A 20,692-nucleotide genomic window follows, 5' to 3' on the forward strand; every position below is an offset into this window, starting at 1 on the left:
GCGCCACGCCATCACCCTCGGATTGGATCATGACCTCCTCGCCCTTCGCCGTGCCCCGCGAGCGCATCGCGATCACCGGTATCGGCTGCCGCCTGCCGGGACACGCCAACGACCACCGTTCCTACTGGCGCAACCTGATCGAGGGCCGGGACTGTCTCACCGAGACGCCCGCCGACCGCTACGACACCGGCACCCTGGGCAGCAGGGACCGGGCCAAGCCCGGGCGGCTGATCGGAGGCCGGGGCGGCTACATCGACGGCTTCGACACCTTCGACCCGGACTTCTTCGGGATCAGCCCGCGCGAGGCCGAGCACATGGACCCGCAGCAGCGCAAGCTCCTGGAGGTCAGCTGGGAGGCCCTGGAGGACGGCGGGCTGCGCCCCGACGAACTCGCCGGGCGGGAGGTCGGCGTCTACATGGGCGCCTTCACCCTCGACTGGAAGATCCTCCAGTTCGCCGACCTGGACTTCTCCACCATCGCCGCGCACACCGCGACCGGCACCATGATGACGATGGTGTCCAACCGGATCTCGCACTGCTTCGACTTCCGCGGGCCCAGCGTGTCGATCGACACCGCGTGCAGCTCCTCGCTGGTCGCGGTCCACCTCGCCTGCCAGAGCCTGCTCCGCGGCGAGACCGAACTCGCCCTGGCCGGTGGCGCGTTGCTGCACATGACGCCGCAGTACACGATCGCCGAGACCAAGGGCGGCTTCCTCTCCGCGGACGGCCGCTCGCGCGCCTTCGACGCCTCCGCCGACGGCTACGTCCGGGCCGAGGGCGTCGGGGTGGTCGTGCTCAAGCGGCTGTCCGACGCGCTGCGCGACGGGGACCCGGTGCACGCCGTCATCCTGGGCAGCGGCGTCAACCAGGACGGCCGCACCAACGGCATCACCGTCCCCAGCGCGGACGCCCAGGTCACCCTGATCGAGCGGGTCTGCGCCGAGGCCGGGGTGGTGCCCGGCAGCCTCCAGTACGTCGAGGCGCACGGCACCTCCACCCCGGTCGGCGACCCCATCGAGGCCGCCGCCCTCGGCCGGGTGCTCGGCATCGGCCGCCGCGCCGGGGACCGCTGCTACGTGGGCTCCGTCAAGACCAACATCGGGCACACCGAGGCGGCGGCCGGCGTCGCCGGGCTGATCAAGACGGCCCTCGCGCTCAAGCACCGCCGCATCCCGCCGCACCTCAACCTGGAACGGCCCAACCCCGGCATCGACCTGGCCGCGCTTCCGTTCGAGATCCCGACCGCCCCGACGGTCTGGCCCGAGCACCGCGGGCCCGCCCGCGCGGGCGTCAACTCCTTCGGCTTCGGCGGCACCAACGCCCACGTCCTGCTGGAGGAGCCGCCGCGGCCCGAGTCCGCCCCGCCGGCCGCCGAGCCGGCCCGCACGGTGCTGCCGCTGAGCACCAAGGACGCCGCCGGACTGCCCGAACTGGCCGCCGCCGTACGGCAGGAGCTCACCGGCGGGACGCCCCTGGCCGACCTCGGCCACACCCTGGCGCACCGCCGCCAGCACCTGCCCGAGCGGCTCGCCGTCGTCTACTCCACCCGCGAGGACCTGGACGAGGCACTGGCCGCGTACGGGCGCGGCGAGGAGCACCCGCGGGTCGTCCAGGGCCGCGCCCGGGAGCGCCGGCAGCGGCGCCTGGCCTGGGTGTTCACCGGCATGGGCCCGCAGTGGTGGGGAATGGGCCGGGGCCTGTACGAGCACGAGCCGGTCTACCGGGAGGCGGTGCGGGCCGTCGACCGGGAGATCCGCGAGCAGGCCGGCTGGTCGCTGCTGACCGAACTGGCCCGGGACGAGGCGGACTCCCGGATGGCCGAGACCTGGCTCGCCCAGCCCGCCAACTTCGCCGTCCAGGTGGGGCTCTCGGCGCTCTGGCGGAGCCACGGCCTGCGCCCCGACGCGGTGGTCGGGCACAGCACCGGCGAGGTCGCCGCCTTCCACGAGGCCGGGGTGTACGACCTCGCCGACGCCGTCCGGGTGGTGCTCGCCCGCAGCAGCCTCCAGCAGCGCCTGGCCGGCACCGGCAGCATGCTCGCCGTCGGCCTGCCGGAGGCGGAGGCCGAGCGCCGGATCCGCCCGTACCGCGACCGGATCTCGCTCGGCGCGATCAACAGCCCCTCCGCGGTGACCCTGGCCGGGGACACCGAGGCGCTGGGCGAACTGGCCGGGGAACTCCAGCAGCAGGGCGTCTTCGCCCGGCTGCTGGACGTCGAAGTGCCCTACCACAGCGTGCGGATGGACCCGATCCGGGACGAGCTCGTCGCCGCGCTCGCCGCCATCAAGCCGCAGGAGGCGCGGCTGCCTCTCTACCTGACCGCCCGCGAGGGGCTCGCCCGCGGCCCGGAGCTGGACGGCGAGTACTGGTGGCAGAACGTCCGCAACCCGGTGCGCTTCCGCGCCGCCGTCGAGCGGATGGCCGAGGACGGCCACGCGCTGTTCCTGGAGCTCGGCCCGCACCCGGTGCTCGGCCACGCGATCCGCGAGTGCGCCGAGCAGGCGCACACCCTGCCCTCGATCCGCCGGCAGCAGGACGAGCCCGAGCGCCTCGCCCGCAGCCTGGCCGAACTCCACACCCTCGGCGTCGAGTTCAGCTGGGACGCGCTGCACCCGGCCGGCCGCCCGGTACCGCTGCCGACCTACCCGTGGCGGCGCGACCGCTACTGGGTGGAGCCCAAACCGGTCGAGCAGGTCCGCCTCGGGAAGCTCGACCACCCGCTGCTCGGCCGCCGCACCGCGAGCGCCCAGCCCGGCTGGACCGGCACCCTCGACCCCGAGCGGCTGCCCTACCTGACCGACCACCGGATCGAGGGCCAGGTGGTCTTCCCGGCCGCCGGGTACCTGGAGATGGCCGCCCAGGCGGTCCGCACCCTGACCGGCGGCACCGAGGTGACGCTGGCCGAGATCGAGCTGAACCGGGCACTGTTCCTCTCCGAGACCGAACCCGTCCCCGTCCAGCTCGGCTACGCGCCCGAGGACGCCCGCTTCACCATCGCCTCCGCCCCGGCGGGCGGCGAGCCCGCCGTGCACGCCGCCGGCCGGGTCCGCACCGGCCAGCGCCGGACCTACGGCCCCGTGCCGGACCTGGACGCGCTGCGCGCCCGGGGGCAGCACCTCGACGGCCCGGACTGCTACCGGCGGCTGGCCGAGCTCGGCTACGACTACGGCCCCGCCTTCCGGACCATCGCCGAGGTCTGGGCCGGCCCCGACGAGGCGCTCGCCCGGATCCGGCCGACCGGGGAACTCGGCCCGGACGCCCCGGCCCACCACCTGCACCCGGTACTGCTGGACGGCTGCTTCCAGGCCCTGCTCACCACCCGGCTGCACGCGCCCGACGGCGGCAGCGTCCGGCTGCCCGTCTCCATCGAGGAGGTCCGGCTCGACGGGATCGGCGACCGCCCGCTGTGGGTGCACGCCACCGTCACCCGGGACAGCGGCGAGGAACTCGTCGGGGACCTCGCGCTCTTCACCGAGGACGGCACCCCGGTCGGCAAGGTCACCGGCTTCAAGGTCGCCGACGTCGCCCAGGCCCCGGCCTCCGTCGGACTGGCCACCATCGACGGCTGGCTCACCGAGGTCGCCTGGGTGGCCGCGGCCGAGCCCGCCGCCGACGGGGAGCCCGGCGACCTGCTGCTCTTCGCCGACGAGGGCGGCCTCGCCGAACGGCTGGCCGCCCTGGCCACCGCGCGCGGCGCCCGCTGCCACCTCGTCCGGCCCGGCACCGGATACCGGCACGGCGAGGACCACTCGACCGTACGGCCCGACTCCGCCGAGGACGTCCGACGGCTGTTCGCCGACCTCGACCCGGGCTTCGGCACCGTCGTCCACCTCTGGAACCTCGACCTGCCCGCCCTGGAGGCCGCCACCGCCGAGCGGCTCGGCCCGCTCGCCACCCTCGGCGCCTACTCCCTGATCACCCTCGCCCAGGCCCTGCCCGACGCCCGCCCGGACGGCCGGCTGCACATCGTCACCCGGGGCACCCAGCCCGCCGCCCCCGGCGACCGGGTCGAACCGCTCGGCGCCCCCGCCTGGGGCATCGGACGGGTGCTGTGGCAGCAGGAGCTGGTCGCCCAGCGCGGCACCCTGATCGACCTCGACCCGGCCGCCGACCCCGCCGACCAGGCCGAGGCGCTGCTCGCCGAACTCGCCGCCGGGGACGAGCAGGAGATCGCCCTGCGGGCCGGTGCCCGGCTCACCAGCCGGCTGCGCCGGGCCGAGGGCCTCACCCGCCCGCTGCCGCCGGTACTGCGCCCCGACGGCAGCTACCTCGTCACCGGAGCCTTCGGCGCCCTCGGCCGGCTGCTCTGCCGCACCCTCGTGCGGCGCGGCGCCCGCCGGCTGATCCTGGTCGGCCGCACCGCCCTGCCCGAGCGCTCCCAGTGGGCGTACACCGACCCGGACAGCCCCGCCGGGGAGCGGATCGCCTTCCTGCGCGAACTCCAGGCGCTCGGCGCCGAACCGCTGCTCGCGCCGGTGGACGTCACCGACGAGGCCGCCCTCGCCGACTGGCTCGCGGACTACCGCCAGCGCCAGCGCCCGCCGATCCGTGGCGTGTTCCACCTCGCCGGGCAGGTCAAGGACACCCTGCTGGCCCAGATGGACCGGCCCGCCTTCGACGCCGGCTACGCCCCCAAGGTGGTCGGCGGCCACCTGCTGCACCGGCTGCTGCGCGACGAACCGCTCGACCACTTCGTGCTGTTCGCCTCCGTCGCGTCGCTGCTCACCACCGCCGGGCAGACCAACTACGCGGCCGGCAACGCCTTCCTGGACGCCCTCGCCCACCACCGCCGGGCCGACGGCCTGCCCGGGCTCAGCCTCGACTGGGGTCCCTGGGCCACCGGCATGATCGAGGAGCTGGGCCTGGTCGCCCACTACCGCGACGCCCGCGGCATGAGCTCGCTGCCGCCGGACGCCGGGACGGCCGTCCTGGAACGCGTCCTCGGCCAGGACCGCGCCCAGCTGCTGGTCGCCACCGTGGTCGATTGGCCGACCTTCCTCGCCTGGTACCCGGCGCCGCCGCCGCTGGTCGCCGAGCTGGCCGCCGACGCCGCCGAGCAGGCCCCCGCCGAGACCGGCGGCTTCCTGGACGCCTACCGCGCGGCCGGCCCGCAGGACCGCCGGGAGCTGGTCACCGAGCGGTTCACCGCCGCCGCCGCGGCCGTGCTGCGGATCGCCGCCGAGCGGATCGACGCGGAGACCAGGCTCGGCGCGCACGGCCTCGACTCGCTGCTCGCGATGGAGCTGCGGGCCCGGGTCCACGGCGAACTGGGCGTCGCCCTGCCGGTGGTGGCCCTGCTCAGCAACGGCACCGTCGGCGACCTGGTCGACCTGCTCACCGAGGGCCTGGCCGAGCGGCTCGCCGACGGCGGCCCGGCCGAGGCCGAGGTGGAGCTGTACACCGACGAGTCCCGCTACCCGCTCACCCACAACCAGCAGGCGCTCTGGTTCCTGCGCCTGCTGCACCCGGACGGCTTCGCGTACAACATCGGCGGCGCCGTCGAGGTGCGCGCGGAGATCGACCCCGAGCTGATGTTCGAGGCCTTCCGCTTCCTGGTCGCCCGGCACCCCGAGCTGCGCGCCGCCTTCACCACCGAGGAGGGCCGCCCGGTCCAGCTGATCCGGCAGGACGCCGAGGCCGACACCGGGCTGTTCGACGTCGAGGGCCGGCCGTGGGAGGAGATCCACGACCTGATCGTCCGCGAGTACCGGCGCCCGTACGACCTCGCCGAGGACCCGCTGGTGCGGCTGCGGCTGTTCCGGCGCGGGCCGGACCGCTGGGTACTGATGAAGGCCGTCCACCACATCGTCTCGGACGCGATCTCCACCTTCACGTTCATCGAGGAGCTCTTCGAGGTCTACGAGGCGCTGCGCCAGGGCCGCACCCCGGAACTGCCCCCGGTGCCCGCCCGCTACCTCGACTTCCTCAACCACCAGAACCGCTTCCTGGCAGGGCCCGAGGCCCGCCGGATGCTGGACTACTGGCGAGGCCACCTGCCGACCGAGATGCCGGTGCTGGCGCTGCCCACCGACAAGCCGCGCCCGGCCGTGCAGACCCACAACGGGGCCTCCGAGTTCTTCCAGCTGGACGAGGAACTCACCGCCAGGGTCCACGAACTGGCCCGAGCGAACGGCGCCACCCCGTTCATGGTGCTGCTCAGCGCCTACTACCTGCTGCTGCACCGCTGGTCCGGACAGCCGGACATCGTGGTCGGCAGCCCGGTCACCGGCCGCACCCAGGAGGAGTTCGCCTCCGTCTACGGCTACTTCGTCAACCCGCTGCCGCTGCACGTGAGCCTGGCCGGCGAGCCGAACGTGGCCGAGCTGCTGGCCCGGGTGCGCACGAGCGTGCTCGGCGGCCTGGACAACCAGGAGTACCCCTTCCCGCTGCTGGTCGAGCAGTTGGGGCTCCAGCACGACCCGAGCCGCTCCGCGGTGTTCCAGGCGATGTTCATCCTGCTCACCCACAAGGTCGCCGTCGAGCGCTTCGGCTACCGCCTGGAGTACATCGAACTCCCGGAGGAGGAAGGACAGTTCGACCTCACCCTGTCCGCCTACGAGGACCGCGCGGACGGCTGCTTCCACTGCGTCTTCAAGTACAACTCCGACCTCTTCGAGCCCGCCACCGTCCAGCGGCTCGCCGCGCACTACCGCAACCTGCTGGACGCCATGACCCGCGCCGCCGAGGCCGAGCCGGTCGGGCGCCTGCGGATGCTGGGCGAGGCCGAGCGCCGGGAGATCCTCACCGTCTTCAGCGGCGCCGAACGCCGGGTCGAGCACGACGTCCCGGTGCCGGAGCTGATCGCCAAGGCCGCCGCCGAGCGTCCGGAGGCCGTCGCGGTGGTCGCGCCCGGCCGGGAGGAAACCCGCCGGATGACCTACGGCGAACTGGACCGGCGCTCCCACCGCACCGCCCTGCGGCTGCGCGAACTCGGCGTCGCCGAGGGCTCGGTGGTCGCGGTCTGCCTGGAGAAGTCACCCGAGCTGATCACCACGCTGCTGGCGATCTGGCGGGCCGGCGCCGCCTACCTGCCGCTCGACCCCGGCCACCCGGCCGACCGGCTCGCCCACCAGGTGGCCGACGCCGGGGCAGCGCTGGTGGTGGTCGACCAGCGGCGCCCGCTCGCGGCCGACCTGCCCGCCGAACTGGTCACCCTGGAGGAACTGGACCGGCCCGCCGGCACGGCCCGGCCGCTGCCCGCCGCCGACCCGGACCGGGCCGCCTACGTGATCCACACCTCGGGCTCCACCGGCCGCCCGAAGGGCGTCCGGGTCGACCACCGCAACCTGGCCGCCGTCACCGCCGGCTGGCGCGCCGAGTACCGGCTGGACACCGAGGTCCGGGTGCACCTCCAGATGGCCGGCACCGCCTTCGACGTCTTCTCCGGCGACCTCGCCCGGGCGCTCAGCACCGGAGGCACCCTCGTCCTGGTCGACCGCGAGCTGCTCTTCGACACCGCCCGGCTGTACCGGGTGATGCGCGAGGAGGCCGTGGACGGCGGCGAGTTCGTGCCCGCCGTCGCCCGCGCCCTGCTGGCGCACTGCGAGCGCGACGGCCTGACGCTGGACTTCCTGCGGCTGCTGATCGTCGGCTCCGACTCCTGGAAAGCCGCCGAGCACCAGCGGCTGCGCGCCCTGTGCGGCCCGCAGACCCGGCTGGTCAACTCCTACGGGCTGACCGAGGCCAGCGTCGACAGCACCTACTACGAGGGCGCGGCCGAGCGGCTGGAGCCCGGCCGGATGGTGCCGATCGGCCGGCCCTTCCCGAACAGCGCGGTGTACGTCCTCGACCCCTACGGCGAGCCCGTCCCGGTGGGCGTGCCCGGCGAGCTGTGGATCGGCGGCGCGGGCGTCGCGGCCGGCTACCCCAACGACCCGGAGCAGACCGCCCGGCGCTTCGTCACCCGGGAGCTCGACGGCGCGACCGTCCGGCTCTACCGCACCGGCGACCTCGGCCACTGGGACACCACCGGCACCGTGCACCTGCTCGGCCGGATCGACAACCAGGTGAAGGTCCGCGGCCACCGGATCGAGCTGGGCGAGATCGAGGCCCACCTCACCGCCCGCCCGGAACTCGCCCAGGCCTGCGTGACGGTCCGCCCGGACGCCCGGGGCGAGGCCGCGCTCGCCGCCTACGTGGTGCCGGCCGAGGGCACCGTGCTGGACCGCCGGGAGCTGCGCCGCCACCTGGCCGAGCACCTGCCCACCGTGATGATCCCCTCCTTCCTGACCGAACTGCCCGCCCTGCCGCTCACCCCGAACGGCAAGGTGGACCTCGCGGCGCTGCCGGAGCCGAAGGCCGACACGGCCGGGGCCCAGCACGAACCGCCGGTCACCCTCTACGAGACCAGGGTCGCCGAGCACTGGCGCAACCTGCTCGGCCTGGACGAAGTCGGCCTCCAGCACGACTTCTTCGAGCTCGGCGGCAGCTCGATCCGGCTCATCGAGCTGATCCACCACCTCCAGACGGAGTTCAACATCAGCATCCCGGTCGGCCTGCTCTTCAAGGTCACCACCCTGCACGGCATGGCCCGCACCGTCGAGCAGATCATCTCCGGCGAGGTGGCCGGCAGCGAGCCCTACCTCTGGTTCAACTCCGAAGCGCCCGCGGACCGCACGGTCTTCTGCTTCCCGCCGGCCGGTGGCCACGGGCTGGTCTACCGGCAGCTCGCCGCCCATCTGCCGGAGCGGCGGATCGCCTCCTTCAACTACCTGACCGGCGACGACAAGACGGCCCGCTACGCGGACCTGGTCGAGCAACTGCACCCGGACGGGCCGTACGTGCTGCTCGGCTACTCGCTCGGCGGCAACCTGGCCTACGAGGTGGCCAAGGAGCTGGAGCGGCGCGGGCGCACCGTCGACTCGGTGCTCCTGGTGGACGCCTACCGGGTCACCGAGGCGTTCGACCTCGGCGAGGAGCACCTGGCCGCCTTCGAACGCGAACTGCACGAGCACCTGCACCGCCACACCGGCTCCCGGATCGTCGCCCAGGAGACCCTCGAACAGGCCAGGGACTACCTGGAGTTCAGCAGCCGAACGCCCAACACCGGCACGGTCAAGGCCCAGTTGGACGTGGTCTGCGAACGCGATCGGCTCTCCGTCCACGTGGGCGGCGAACCGGGCTCCTGGCACGGCGCCTCCACCACCGGCACCGCGGTGTACGTCGGCCACGGCAGCCACGCCGAGATGCTCGACGGGGAGTTCGCCGCCCGCAACGCCGAACTGGCGGGCGCCATCCTGGCCGGAGGCGCCGTCGATGGCCGCGGCTGACCGGGGACCGGACTGGTCCACCAGGGAGCGGGCCCCCGGCGGCCCGCCCCGGGTCATCGTGATCGGGGCCGGCCTGGCCGGCCTCGCCACCGGCTGCTACGCCCAGATGAGCGGCCTGGAGACCCGGATCTTCGAGAAGCACGTGCTGCCCGGCGGCTGCTGCGCCGCGTGGTCCCGGCACGGCTACCTGTTCGACTACTGCATCGACTGGCTGATCGGCACCGCCGAGGGCACCGGAGCGCACCAGGTGTGGAGCGAACTCGGCGCCCTGGACGGCAAGTCGGTGACCCTCTTCGAGACCTTCAACCGGGTGGTCGACGAACACGGCCGGGCCGTCACCTTCTACGGCGATCCGGACCGGCTGGAGGCCCACCTGCTGGCCCTCGCGCCCGGGGACGCCAAGCCGATCCGGGCCTTCTGCCGGGACCTGCGGCGCTTCGCCGCGATCGACCTGCCCTGGGAGCTCACCCCGCCGCCGCTGCGCACCACGGCGGAACGGCTGCGCACCCTGCGCGCCGTCCTGCCCGCGTTCCGGCTGTTCTGGCGCACCGCGACCACCCCGATGAGCGGCTTCGCCGAGCGCTTCCAGGACCCGCTGCTGCGGCGGGCCTTCCCCAACATGTTCCTCCAGGAGCCGGCGGGCTTCCCGCTGCTGCCGTACCTGTACACCCTGTCCGCCGCGCACAACGGCAACGCGGGCTTCCCGCAGGGCGGTTCGCTCGGGCTGGCCCGCTCGGTCGAGGAGCGCTACACCTCGCTCGGCGGGGTGATCGGCTACCGCCGCCGGGTGGAGCGGGTGCTGATCGAGGACGGCCGGGCGATCGGCGTGGAACTGCGGGACGGCTCACGGCACTTCGCGGACCACGTGGTTGCCGCCTGCGACGGCCCGACGGTGCTCGACCGGCTGCTGGAGGGGCGCTACTCCAGCCCCTCCACCGAGCGGCTGTACGGCGAACTGCTGGACAAGCCGGGCAACCTGTACCCGGCCGTGGTGTCCGCCTTCGTCGGCGTCGACGGCCCGCTGCCCGAGGGCGAGCCGCACGCCACCACCTACCTGCTGGCGCCCGAGGACGGCCGGCGGCTGCCCGGCTCGCTCCAGCACAGCCTGGTGGTGCAGCTGCGCTCCTCCTACGCGGACGGCTTCGCGCCGCCCGGCAAGTCGGTGCTGCACTGCACGTACTTCAGCGACTACCGCTCCTGGAAGGACCTGCGCACCGCCGACCGCCGGGCCTACCGGGCGCGCAAGCAGGAAGTCGCCGCGTTCGTCCGGGAGTTCCTGGAACGGACGTACCCCGGGCTCGGCCGGAGGATCGAACTCGTCGACGTCGCCTCGCCGGTGACCACCGAACGGTTCACCGGCAACACCTACGGCAGCATCCTCGCCTGGCAGGCCTTCTCCGAGGCCGAGGACGCCGCCAACCGGCTGGTCAACCGGGAGCGGATGCGCCTGCCCGGGCTGAGCGGCTTCTCGATGGCGGGCCAGTGGACGGCGCTCGGCGGGCTGATCCGGGCCGCCACCAGCGGGCGGTTCGCCGCGCAGTACCTCTGCGAGGAGTTGGGCCGGCCGTTCCGGGCCTGGCCCAGCGAGAACCAGGAGCCCTGGCACCCGGGCAAGTGGGGCCGGCTGCCGCAACTCGGCCGGGCCACCGAGGGGCTGCCGGAAGCCGGCCCACGGGAAGCCGTGCGGCGGGAAGCCGGGCTGCCGGACATGGGAGTGGCGGAAGTGGGGCTGCCGGAAGTGGGGCTGCCGGAAGTGGGAGTGGCGGAATGACCAGCAGTGGGACGACCGGGACGGGCGCCGGCCGGCAGAGCATGGTGATCATCGGCGGGGGGCTCGGCGGCCTGTCCACCGGCTGCTACGCGCAGATGAACGGCTACCGCACCCGGATCCTGGAGATGCACGAGATCCCCGGCGGCTGCTGCACCGGCTGGGACCGCGGCGAGTTCACCTTCGACTGCTGCATCAGCTGGCTGCTGGGCAGCGGGCCGGGCAACGAGATGCACCAGATCTGGCTCGAACTCGGGGCGCTCCAGGGCAAACGGGTGCGCAACTTCGACGTGTTCAACGTGGTGCGCGCCCGGGACGGCCGGGCGGTCTACTTCTACTCCGACCCGGACCGGCTGGAGGCGCACCTGCTGGACCTCGCCCCGGAGGACGCCCGGCAGATCCGGAGGTTCTGCGCCGGGCTGCGCAAGTTCCGTCTGGCGCTGGCCCATTACCCCTTCCTCAAACCGGTCGGGCTGATGGGGCGCTGGGAGCGGATGCGGATGCTCGCCTCCTTCCTGCCGTACTTCAACGTGATCCGGCGCTCGATCACGGTGCTGATGAGCGACTACTCGGCGCGGTTCAGGAGCCCGCTGCTGCGCGAGGCGTTCAACTTCATCCTGTACGAGAAGCACCCCAACTTCCCGGTGCTGCCCAACTACTTCCAACTCGCCTGCCACGCCGGGCAGTCGGCCGGGGTGCCGGAGGGCGGCTCGCTGGGGCTGGCCCGGTCGATCGAGGAGCGCTACCTGCGGCTGGGCGGCGAGATCAGCTACAACACCAAGGTCAGCGAGATCCTGGTCGAGGACGACCGGGCGGTGGGGGTGCGGCTGAGCGACGGCCAGGAGGTGCGGGCGGACATCGTGGTGGCCGCCTGCGACGGCCGGACCACCATGATGGACCTGCTCAAGGGCCGCTACCTGAGCGACACCTACCGGCGGCTGTACACCCAGACCATCAACGAGCCGGGCATGGTCTTCCCCGGTTACGTGACCGTCTTCCTCGGCCTGCGCCGGCCCTTCCCGGCCGGGGACCCGTGCACCACCTACCTGCTGGGGGACGAGGTCGCCGCGCGGCTCACCGGCATCCGGCACCCGAGCATCAACGTCCAGTTCCGCAGCCGCCACTACCCGGAACTCTCGCCCGTCGACACCACCGTGGTGTACGCCAGCTACTTCTGCGACATCGCGCCCTGGCGCGAGCTGAGCACCGGACCGGAACAGGCGGCCCGGATGCGGCGCGGCGAGGAGCTGCACACCCTGCCGGTGGGCCGGGGGCGGGAGTACCAGCGGGAGAAGCGCCGGGTGCGCGACACCATCGTCGACTTCCTGGACGTCCGGCACCCCGGGCTCCGGGAGGCGGTGGCGGTCAAGGACGTCTCCACGCCGCTCACCCAGGTCCGCTACACCGGCAACCACGACGGCAGCGTGCTGGGCTGGCAGCCCTTCGTGGAGAGCGGCGAGACGCTGGAGGAGGAGGTCAAGCGCAACGGCCCCGGGTTGCCCGGCCTCGCGAACTTCTACCAGTCCGGAGTCTGGGCGACGACCGGCGGGCTGATCCGCGCGGCGGCGGCCGGCCGGCACGTCGTCCAGTTCATCTGCCGGGACGACGGCAAGCCCTTCACGGCGGCGGTGGACGACAGCGCCCCGCCGCCCACTCTGCTCATCGACCGGGTCGGCCCCGCCGACCGACAGTTTGGAGTGACCTCATGAGGATCGAGAAGTGGGTCGTCCAGGAGCACGCGGACGGCGTGCCGGACGTCGAGCGGGTGTACCGGAAGGTCGTGGAGGAGGTGGACGTCCGGCTCGCGGCGGACGAGATGCTGCTGCGCACCCGGTACGTCTCCGTCGACCCGTACCTCCAGGGCATCGCGCTGGACACCCCGATCGGGGACCACATGGGTGCGGACTCGATCATGGAGGTGGTGGAGGCCGGGCCGCGGGCGCGCTTCGCGGTCGGTGACCTGGTGCAGGGCTTCGGCGGCTGGCGCACCCACGTGATCAGCGACGGCGAGCCCAAGCTCTGGCAGACCGGCACCTTCCCGATGGTCTTCCCGGCCTACCGGAAGCTGGACCCGGCCGACTACGACGAGGCCCTTCCGCTGTCCACCGCGCTCGGCATCCTGGGCGGGCCCGGGATGACGGCCTGGGGGACGGTGGAGAAGTTCCTGGACGTGCGGCCCGACTCGACGGTGCTGGTCAGCGGGGCCTCCGGGGCGGTCGGTTCGCTGGTCGGGCAGCTGGCCAAGCAACGGGGCGCCCGGGTGATCGGCACCACGGCGACGCCGGAGAAGGCCGAGTGGCTGCGGCGACTGGGCTTCGACGCGGTGCTGCCGTACCGAGACGGTGACGCGCCGGAGGAGGTGGAGAAGCAGCTGGCCGAGCTGGCGCCGGAGGGCATCGACCGCTACTTCGACAGCCTGGGCGGGGCGTTGACGGACGTGGTGTTCCGGATGCTGGCGGTGGACAGCCGGGTGGCGGTCTGCTGGCAGTGGGGGAGCCAGGTCGGCGGCGACTGGGTGGGGCCGCGGCTGCTGCCGATGATCATGTTCCCGCGCACCACGATCCGCGGCATCTTCTCGCTGGAGTGGTTCACGGAGGAGAACTGGGCGGCGCTGCGGCGGGACCTCGGGCCGCTGGTCCGCAGCGGGGAGCTGATGCACCGGGAGACCGTCCACCAGGGGTTCGACAGCATTCCGGAGGCCTACCGGGGCCTGTACCTGGACCGGTCGGCGAGCCGGGGGAAGGTGCTGGTCGAGCTCTGAGCGGCGTGCGGGGCCTTCGTGCGGGGCCTTCGTGCGGGTCGTACGTGCGGGGCCCTTCGTGCGGGGCCGTGCGCGGGAGGGCCCTTCGGCTCGAAGCCGAAGGGCCCTTCTGTGCCGGTCAGTTGAGGGTGAACCAGGTGCTGCGGGACTTCTTCCACTCGGGGTGGGTGAGGTCCTTGGCGGCGGTGGAGTCGCCGTAGAGGTCGGCGGAGCCGTCGTCGGTGACCAGCTGGGCGCGGGCGCCGGGGGCGTTCAGGTCCGGGACGTCCACGACGGCCTCCCAGGCGCCGTAGTCGCCGGTCGGCAGGTCGATCAGCTTGGTCGGCCGGGAGCCCGGCCGGCCGTCCCAGCGGTAGAGCGCGTACGGGGCGGAGTTGTCCTCGGCGGCCCAGGAGCCGGCCACGATCAGGTACTGGCCGAGGTCGTTGCGGCGGATGTCGCGGACGGAGAGGCCGCCGAGGTCCAGCTCGATCGGGTCGCCGAAGGTCGCGTGCGCGGCCGAACCGTTCAGCAGGGACGGGAAGTTGGTGACCGGGACGAGCAGCGCCCGGCCGCCGGTGACCGCCGGGGTGAGCGGCGCGCGGAAGCCGATGTAGGCGGTGCTGGTGCTGCCGGGGGCGAACTCCAGGCCCTCGACGTTGAATCCGTCGATCTGCTTGGGCACCTGGCCGTCGGCGGCGCTGGCCGCGAAGCCGTAGCGCTTGCCGTGGGCGTCGTCCCAGGTGATCAGGTCGTCGCGCAGGCCCCGGTATGAACCGGCCAGGGAGAGCTGGGTGTCGGCGCCGGAGCCGGTGACGGTGGTGGCGAAGACGGTGTGGCGGTCGGGCTTGACCACGCCGTCCTTGTTGTTGCCGAGGGAGCCCGTCCAGTAGATGGTGTCGCCGACCCGGGTGGCGGCCTCGATGTCGATCTCCTTGGAGACGCCGAGGGCCGAGCTGAAGTCCCAGGAGCGGACCGGCGCACCGGAGTTGCCGCGGTCGTACAGGCGCAGGGTGTTGGACTCGTCGTCGCCGACCAGGATGTAGCCGCCGCCCGCGTCCACGGCGGCCGAGGCGTCACTGGAGCCGGTCAGGTAGCGGCTGGTGGCGGAGAACCGGACGGCCGGGGAGGCGGCGTAGTGCAGGGTGCGGGTGGCGCTCTTGCCGCCGAGGCCGGTGACCTTGATGGTGAGGTCGGCGTAGCCGACACCCTGGGCGGCGACCGCCAGGGTGCGGCTGCCGCCCGTGCCGGTCACCGTGACGTCGCCGGTGCGGGCCACGGCGCTGCGGGTGGTGGCGGAGGCGGCGACGGTCAGCGCCGAGGCGTCGGCACCGGACTGGGCGACCGTGACGGTCACGGTCGGGTCGCCGGTGGCGCCGACCGCGCCGGACAGGTAGCCGGCCGAGAAGGTGATCGTCGGGGTGCCGTACGAGACCGCGCCCGCCGGGAGGGCGGGCAGGGCGAGCGCGGGCACCGCCGCGAAGGCGAGGGCCGGCGGCAGGAGGCGACGGAGGGAACGCGACACGGTGGCTACCCTTCGGCAGGCGTGGGGAGTTGACGGAGGGTGTCAGCCTGCTGGCGCTCGGCGAACACCGGCCCTACGCGGACCCTACGAGGCGGGGCGGGCGGGCGAACAGCAGGCCTCCGCGGGGAGGCCGGCCGGCGGTCAGCCGGTGATCCCGGCCGCGCGCAGCCGGCGGGCTACCGCGTCCCAGTCCGGGGCGACCGGCTCGGTGCGGTGGGTGCCGACGCCCTTGTCCTTGAAGCCGCTGGAGGTGGAGACGCAGACCACCGGGCCCTCGGAGAGGTCCGGGCGGCCGTCGCCGAGGCTGCGCAGTCCGGCCAGTCCGGCCGCCGAGGACAGCTCCGTCCAGAGCCCGGCCCGGGCCAGCTCCCGCTGGGCTTCGGCGAGTTGGCGGTCGTCCAGGGTGAGCGCCCGGCCGCCGCTGCCGCGGACGGCGAGCACGCCCCGGTAGCCGCTGACCGGGGAGGCGATCGAGTAGGCGTCGCTCGGGCGGACCGGCACCCGGGCAGCGGGCAGGTCCTCGGCGAGCGCCCGGGCGAGCGGACCGGAGGCGGCCGACTCACAGGCGTGGATGCGCGGCACCCGGTCGGCCAGGCCCAGCCGCCGCAGCTCGGCGAAGCCCTTCCAGACGCCGAACAGCAGCTCGCCGTAACCGGTGGGGACGAACACCGCGCTCGGCAGGCCGATGTCCTGGAAGATCTCGTAGGCGACGCTCTTGTAGCCCTCGGGACCGTAGGCGTGACCGGTGTGGGTGGTGGTCAGGTTGCTGACGGGGTGCAGGCCCAGCCGGTCGACCGCCTGGCGCAGCAGCGGCCAGCGGGCCTCCCACGGCACCGGGAGCACCACCGCGCCGTAGGCGTTGAGGAAGGCGTCGACGTTCGGCGGCAGGTCCGGGCCGGTGAAGACCACGCAGCGCAGTCCGGCGCGGGCGGCGTAGGCGGCGGCCGAGGCGCCGTGGTTGCCGGAGGAGGCGACCGCCAGGCCGGGGGCGCCGACGCCCACGGCGGCACTGGTGGTGCAGCGGTTCAGCCGGTCCTTGTGGCTCCAGGTGGGGTTGCGGGACTCGTCCTTGACGTACACCCCGGGCTCCAGCTCGACCAGCGGGGTGGCGCCCTCGCCTAGGCCGGGGGCGAGCAGCGGCGGCAGCAGGGGGGCCCAGCGCTCCAGGCCGCCGCGCGCCGGGGCGGGGGCGAACAGGCCCGCCGGGTCGGCCTCGTCGTAGGCGTAGTCGACCTCGACGGGGTAGTCGACGTCCTCGGTGCCGGCGCGGGGGCAGCCGGCGGTGAGCGGGGGCCACAGGGGGTAGTGGAGGGTGGGGTCGCCGAGGGAGCGCTGGCCGGTCGCGAGGGAGTCTTCTGGCGGCATGCTCAGGAGACTAGCCGGGTGGCCGCGGGGCGTGCCCGGGTTTCGCAGCTGGTGGTCTCGATGCCGGTGGTTTCGCAGTCGGTGGTCTCGCTGCCGATCGGGTGGGTCGGCGTTTCGCTTTCGGTGGGGTCGGTCAGCCCTGGCGGACCGCGGAGACGTCGAACTCCAGGACGACCTTGTCGCCGACCAGGACGCCGCCGCCCTCCAGGGCGGCGTTCCAGGTGACGCCGTACTCCTTGCGGCTGATGGTGACCGAGCCCTCCAGGCCCACCCGTAGGTTGCCGTACGGGTCGACGGCGTTGCCGGTGTACTCGAAGTCGATGCTGACCGGGCGGGTGGTGTCCTTGATGGTGAGGTCGCCGGTGACCCGGTACTCGCTGTCGGACTTCGGCTCGACGGAGGTGGTGCGGAAGGTGATGTCGGGGAAGTTGGGGGCGTCCAGGAAGTCGTTGGTGCGCAGGTGCTGGTCCCGCTGCTCGACGCCGGTGTCGATGCTCTCGGCCTTGATCACGAGCTGGGCGGTGGAGCGGGACGGGTCGTCGCCGTCGAGGTGGGCGGTGCCCTCGAACTGGTGGAAGGCACCGCGGACCTTGGTGACCATGGCGTGGCGGGCGACGAAGCCGATCCGGGTGTGGGCCGGGTCGAGGACGTAGTCACCGGTGAGGTCGGCGAGGTTGGCGGTCATGGTCGGCGTGCCTCCTGGTGGCGGGTCTCGGCTCTCGGGCTCCGGCCGGGGGTGGCCGGGCGGTCCCCGGACCACGCTAGGGGCAGTTGCGGCGGGCCGCGCGCCGGACTGGTCGGGACGGGCGCGCGCCGGTCCCGTGGGGCGCGGTGGCGCCGCCGGGCTCCCGTGGTGGGGCCCGGCGGCGGGGATGGGCGGTGTGTCCAGTGGTGGAGCACGGTGGTGGGGCTGGGCGGTGCGTCCAGAGGTGGAGCACGGTGGTGGGGCTGGACGGTGCGTTCAGTGGAGGGCCTGGTGGTGGCGGCTCGGCCGGGCGGGGTTCAGCGGTGGCTCGGGAACTGCACCACCTGCTGGTAGGTCGGCCGGTTCTGCCAGGTGGTCTTGGCGTCGGTCACACCGCCCAGTGGCCGCTGGATGATGGTGTCGGCGCACCACTGGTCGCCCGCCGCGCAGTCCGCGTCGCCCGGGTAGACCTGGGCCGGGGTCCGGGCGGCGGCCTGCTTCAGGGTGTTCAGCAGGACGGTCCGGCAGGCCGTGAGGTCGCCCCCGCCGCAGAACGGGCGGGCCAGCGGGCCGGCCACCTGGTCGCCGAGGACGGCGCGCAGGTCCTTGTCCAGATAGCTCCACCAGCCGTACTGGAAGGCCGAACCCTTGTGCGGGATCGCCTCGTTGGCGCTGACCGGGCCGCCCGCGGGGCCGGTCTGGCCGCCCGAGGGGGACTCGTTGATCTGGAGGGCGCCGGTCAGCGCGCCGAACAGCTGGTCGCCGAGGCCCGGCCGCATGACGCCGTCGGCGACCAGCGGCCACCAGGCGTCCATCACCCGGATCGCGGTGGCGTCCGCGTAGCCGTGGCTTCCCGGTGAAGTCTCCTTCCGCTGGGCGCCGTTGGACAGCCAGACCTCCAGCTGCTGGAGGGCGGTGAGGGTGGCCTGGTCGGTCACCGGCGCGCTGCGCAGCACCCGGATCAGGTCGGGCAGCACGTCCTCGGCGCGCAGGTCGGCGAGGGCGGCGCTCTCCATCGCCTGGGTGAGCGAGACCCGGCTCGCCTTCCCGCCGTTGCGCAGCAGGGACTTGACCCGGTCGTCCAGCAGGTTGCCGCGGTGCACCGAGCCGTTGCCGAAGCCGGCCGAGGTGTAGCCGTCGGCCTGCTTGTTGTTCCAGGAGATGAAGTAGTCCTGGTTGACGGACTGCGGGTGCTCGGCCGCCGGGGTGTACCGGGCGGTGTTCGCGGTGGGATCGAAGTCGGCCCACTCGTAGGCGGGTTGGGCCAGGACGGGCAGGCCGGCGTCGACGCCGGGGGCGCGGACCGGGTTGCTGCCGGAGTTGTAGTAGGCGATGTCGCGCGAGTCGGCGTAGAACCAGTTGAAGGTGTAGTTGATGTCCTGCGCCGCCCGTTGGAAGCCGGCCGCGTCGTGCACCGCGCCCGGGTCGTTCAGCTCCTGGAAGCCGATGATGGAGTCGACTTCGTGCCGGTAGGTGGAACGCAGTGAGGTGAAGGCGACGGGGGAGCCGCCGACCGTGCCGCGTGCGGTCACCAGGCCGAACTTCGAGCGGTTCATCACCAGGGTGTAGGAGCCGGCCGGGGTGGAGTCGGCGGTGGTGGGCTTCCACGCGTTCTTGCGTTCCAGCCGGTCGAAGGGCAGGCACTGGCCGTGCCAGAGGTAGGAGGAGGCGGCGGTGGTGACCGGGGAGCCGTCGGTGGTGCAGAGCGGGACGGCATAGGTGTCGGTGATGTCCTGCCCGGCGGAGGTGGCGCTCCAGGCGTAGTCCTGGCCGCGGCCGAGCTGTACGTAGAAGCTCAGGCCGGCGAAGGCGGCGCCGCGTGCGCTGATCCCGGGGCCCTGGATCTCCTCCAGCATCAGCAGCTGCGGGGCGAAGTAGCCGGTCTGCGGGCCGAACACGGCGACCGGGTGGCCGTCGTCGGTGTGCGCGCCGGAGACCAGCAGGGCGTTGGACATGCCGTGCCTGGCGCTCAGCAGGTTGCCGGGCAGGACGCCGGGCGCGGTGCCGGCCGCGGTGCCGGTGGCGGAGTTGGCGGAGCCGGTGGCGTCGTAGACCACCCGTTCGGGCTGCACCGAGCCGGGGTCGGGCAGCGCCTCGCCCTGCGGGTGGTCCGGGACGGTCGCGTACGGGAAGCTCTGTCCGTCGTGCAGGGTCTGGACGGCCTCCGGGTCGTCGGCCTCGCGCAGCGACTTCCAGACCGCGTCCCCGGCGTCCTTGCCGTACCGGGCCTCGGCGGCCGACTTGACCTGGGCGGAGGCCAGTTCGTTGCCGCCGCCGGAGCCGAACAGCGCGCCGACCACGGAGGCGAGGGCGACCAGGTCGGTCAGCTTGAACGGCTCGATCGATCCGGCGTTGGTGATCGGGTCGATGTGCCCGGTCAGGTCGTACTCGCCGGGGAAGGTGCGGGCGTTGTAGGCCTCCTTGGCGTACTGGTTGATGCCGTCGAGGTAGGCGGTGGCGTCGGCGAGCGCCTGGGTGGCCCGGCCGCCTCGGGCGGCGATGGTGTCGATCTGCTGTTGCAGTTCGGCCTCGGTGTAGGGCGCGGCCTGCCAGAAGCTCTGTTCCAGCTGGCGGTTGGCCGCGGCGCCGCCCGCGAAGCCGGACAGCTGGCTGCGGCCGACGTGCCGGAAGAGGTCCATCACCCAGAGCCGGTCCTGGGCGGCGGCGTAGCCCGCGCCGAACTCGGTGCCGTAGCGGGTGGTGCCGGTGATGTGGGGGACGCCGGTGGCCTTGTCGCGGACGATGGTGACGTCCGGGCGCGGGCTGGTGCTGGTGGCGACCTGGTCGGCGGGGACGCCGAAGGAGGCGTCGTTGAAGAAGTCGCGCAGCTTGGCCTCGGTGAGGCCGGGGTAGCCGGAGGCGAGGGCGGCGTAGGGGCCGAGTTGGTCGTCGGTGTGCGCGGGACGGGTGCCGAAGGCGCGGTTGAGCAGGATCTCGGCGAGGGTGGCGTTGCCGTTCTCGCCGGGCGGGAGGATGTCGGCGCAGTGGCCGCCGCAGTAGTCGGTGGCGGTGGCCGTCGTCGCGGGGGTGGGCGCGGCGGTGGCGGCGGGGGCGGTGAGGGCTGCGGTGACGAGCAGGGCCGAGGCGAGGGCGGCGGCCGGGAGCCGGAGGGCTCGGGGGCGGGGGCGTTGGCGTGGACGCAAAGCGGACTCCTCCGTCGAGTCGCGGAGAGTCGACGGTAGGGGCGCTACTGGACGGTTGGCTAGTGGCGTGCATGCCATTTTCCGTGCGGCGGCGCGGAGTTGGGCCCGGCGGTGCGTCGCCGCCGCCGGTCGCCGCGGCTGCTGCGGGGCGGTTGCCGGTGGGGGGTTCGGATGCCGGCGCCTGGTCGGTAGCCGGT

Annotated in this window: 8 protein-coding genes; 4 read left to right on the forward strand and 4 right to left on the reverse strand. The window is 73.6% G+C overall.

Annotated elements, in window-relative coordinates:
- The first annotated feature begins 29 nt into the window (after window positions 1-29).
- Genes ACZ55U_RS03450 through ACZ55U_RS03465 form a run of 4 tightly spaced genes read left to right on the forward strand, consistent with a single transcriptional unit; the run spans window position 30 to window position 13,798 of the window.
- Window positions 30-9,269, forward strand: a complete 9,240-nt coding sequence (locus ACZ55U_RS03450; protein ID WP_465521937.1) for a non-ribosomal peptide synthetase/type I polyketide synthase — start codon at window positions 30-32, stop codon at window positions 9,267-9,269.
- Window positions 9,256-11,040, forward strand: a complete 1,785-nt coding sequence (locus tag ACZ55U_RS03455) for a phytoene desaturase family protein (RefSeq protein WP_465521939.1) — start codon at window positions 9,256-9,258, stop codon at window positions 11,038-11,040. The genes ACZ55U_RS03450 and ACZ55U_RS03455 overlap by 14 nt, the downstream gene beginning before the upstream one ends.
- Window positions 11,037-12,746: a phytoene desaturase family protein gene (locus tag ACZ55U_RS03460; protein ID WP_465521941.1), complete on the forward strand. Its 1,710-nt coding sequence runs from the start codon at window positions 11,037-11,039 to the stop codon at window positions 12,744-12,746. Before ACZ55U_RS03455 ends, ACZ55U_RS03460 begins: the two co-directional genes overlap by 4 nt.
- Window positions 12,743-13,798, forward strand: a complete 1,056-nt coding sequence (locus ACZ55U_RS03465; RefSeq protein ID WP_465521943.1) for an MDR family NADP-dependent oxidoreductase — start codon at window positions 12,743-12,745, stop codon at window positions 13,796-13,798. Before ACZ55U_RS03460 ends, ACZ55U_RS03465 begins: the two co-directional genes overlap by 4 nt.
- Before the next feature lie 118 nt (window positions 13,799-13,916).
- On the opposite strand, the gene ACZ55U_RS03470 is transcribed toward ACZ55U_RS03465, so the two are convergent.
- The 4 genes from ACZ55U_RS03470 to ACZ55U_RS03485 all read right to left on the reverse strand — a co-directional run bounded on the left by ACZ55U_RS03470 (window position 13,917) and on the right by ACZ55U_RS03485 (window position 20,573).
- Complete coding sequence (locus tag ACZ55U_RS03470) at window positions 13,917-15,251, reverse strand: hypothetical protein (RefSeq protein WP_465522224.1); 1,335 nt, start codon at window positions 15,249-15,251, stop codon at window positions 13,917-13,919.
- A gap of 192 nt (window positions 15,252-15,443) precedes the next feature.
- Window positions 15,444-16,673, reverse strand: a complete 1,230-nt coding sequence (locus tag ACZ55U_RS03475) for a threonine synthase (protein WP_465522226.1) — start codon at window positions 16,671-16,673, stop codon at window positions 15,444-15,446.
- Window positions 16,674-16,800: 127 nt separating this feature from the next.
- Window positions 16,801-17,352 (reverse strand): YceI family protein, encoded by a 552-nt coding sequence (locus ACZ55U_RS03480; protein WP_465521945.1) that lies wholly within the window; start codon window positions 17,350-17,352, stop codon window positions 16,801-16,803.
- A 317-nt stretch (window positions 17,353-17,669) separates the two neighbouring features.
- Window positions 17,670-20,573, reverse strand: coding sequence for a penicillin acylase family protein (locus ACZ55U_RS03485; RefSeq protein ID WP_465521947.1), 2,904 nt, complete (start codon window positions 20,571-20,573; stop codon window positions 17,670-17,672).
- Between the last annotated feature and the right edge of the window lie 119 nt (window positions 20,574-20,692).

Source organism: Kitasatospora sp. NPDC034533, assembly GCF_055575155.1.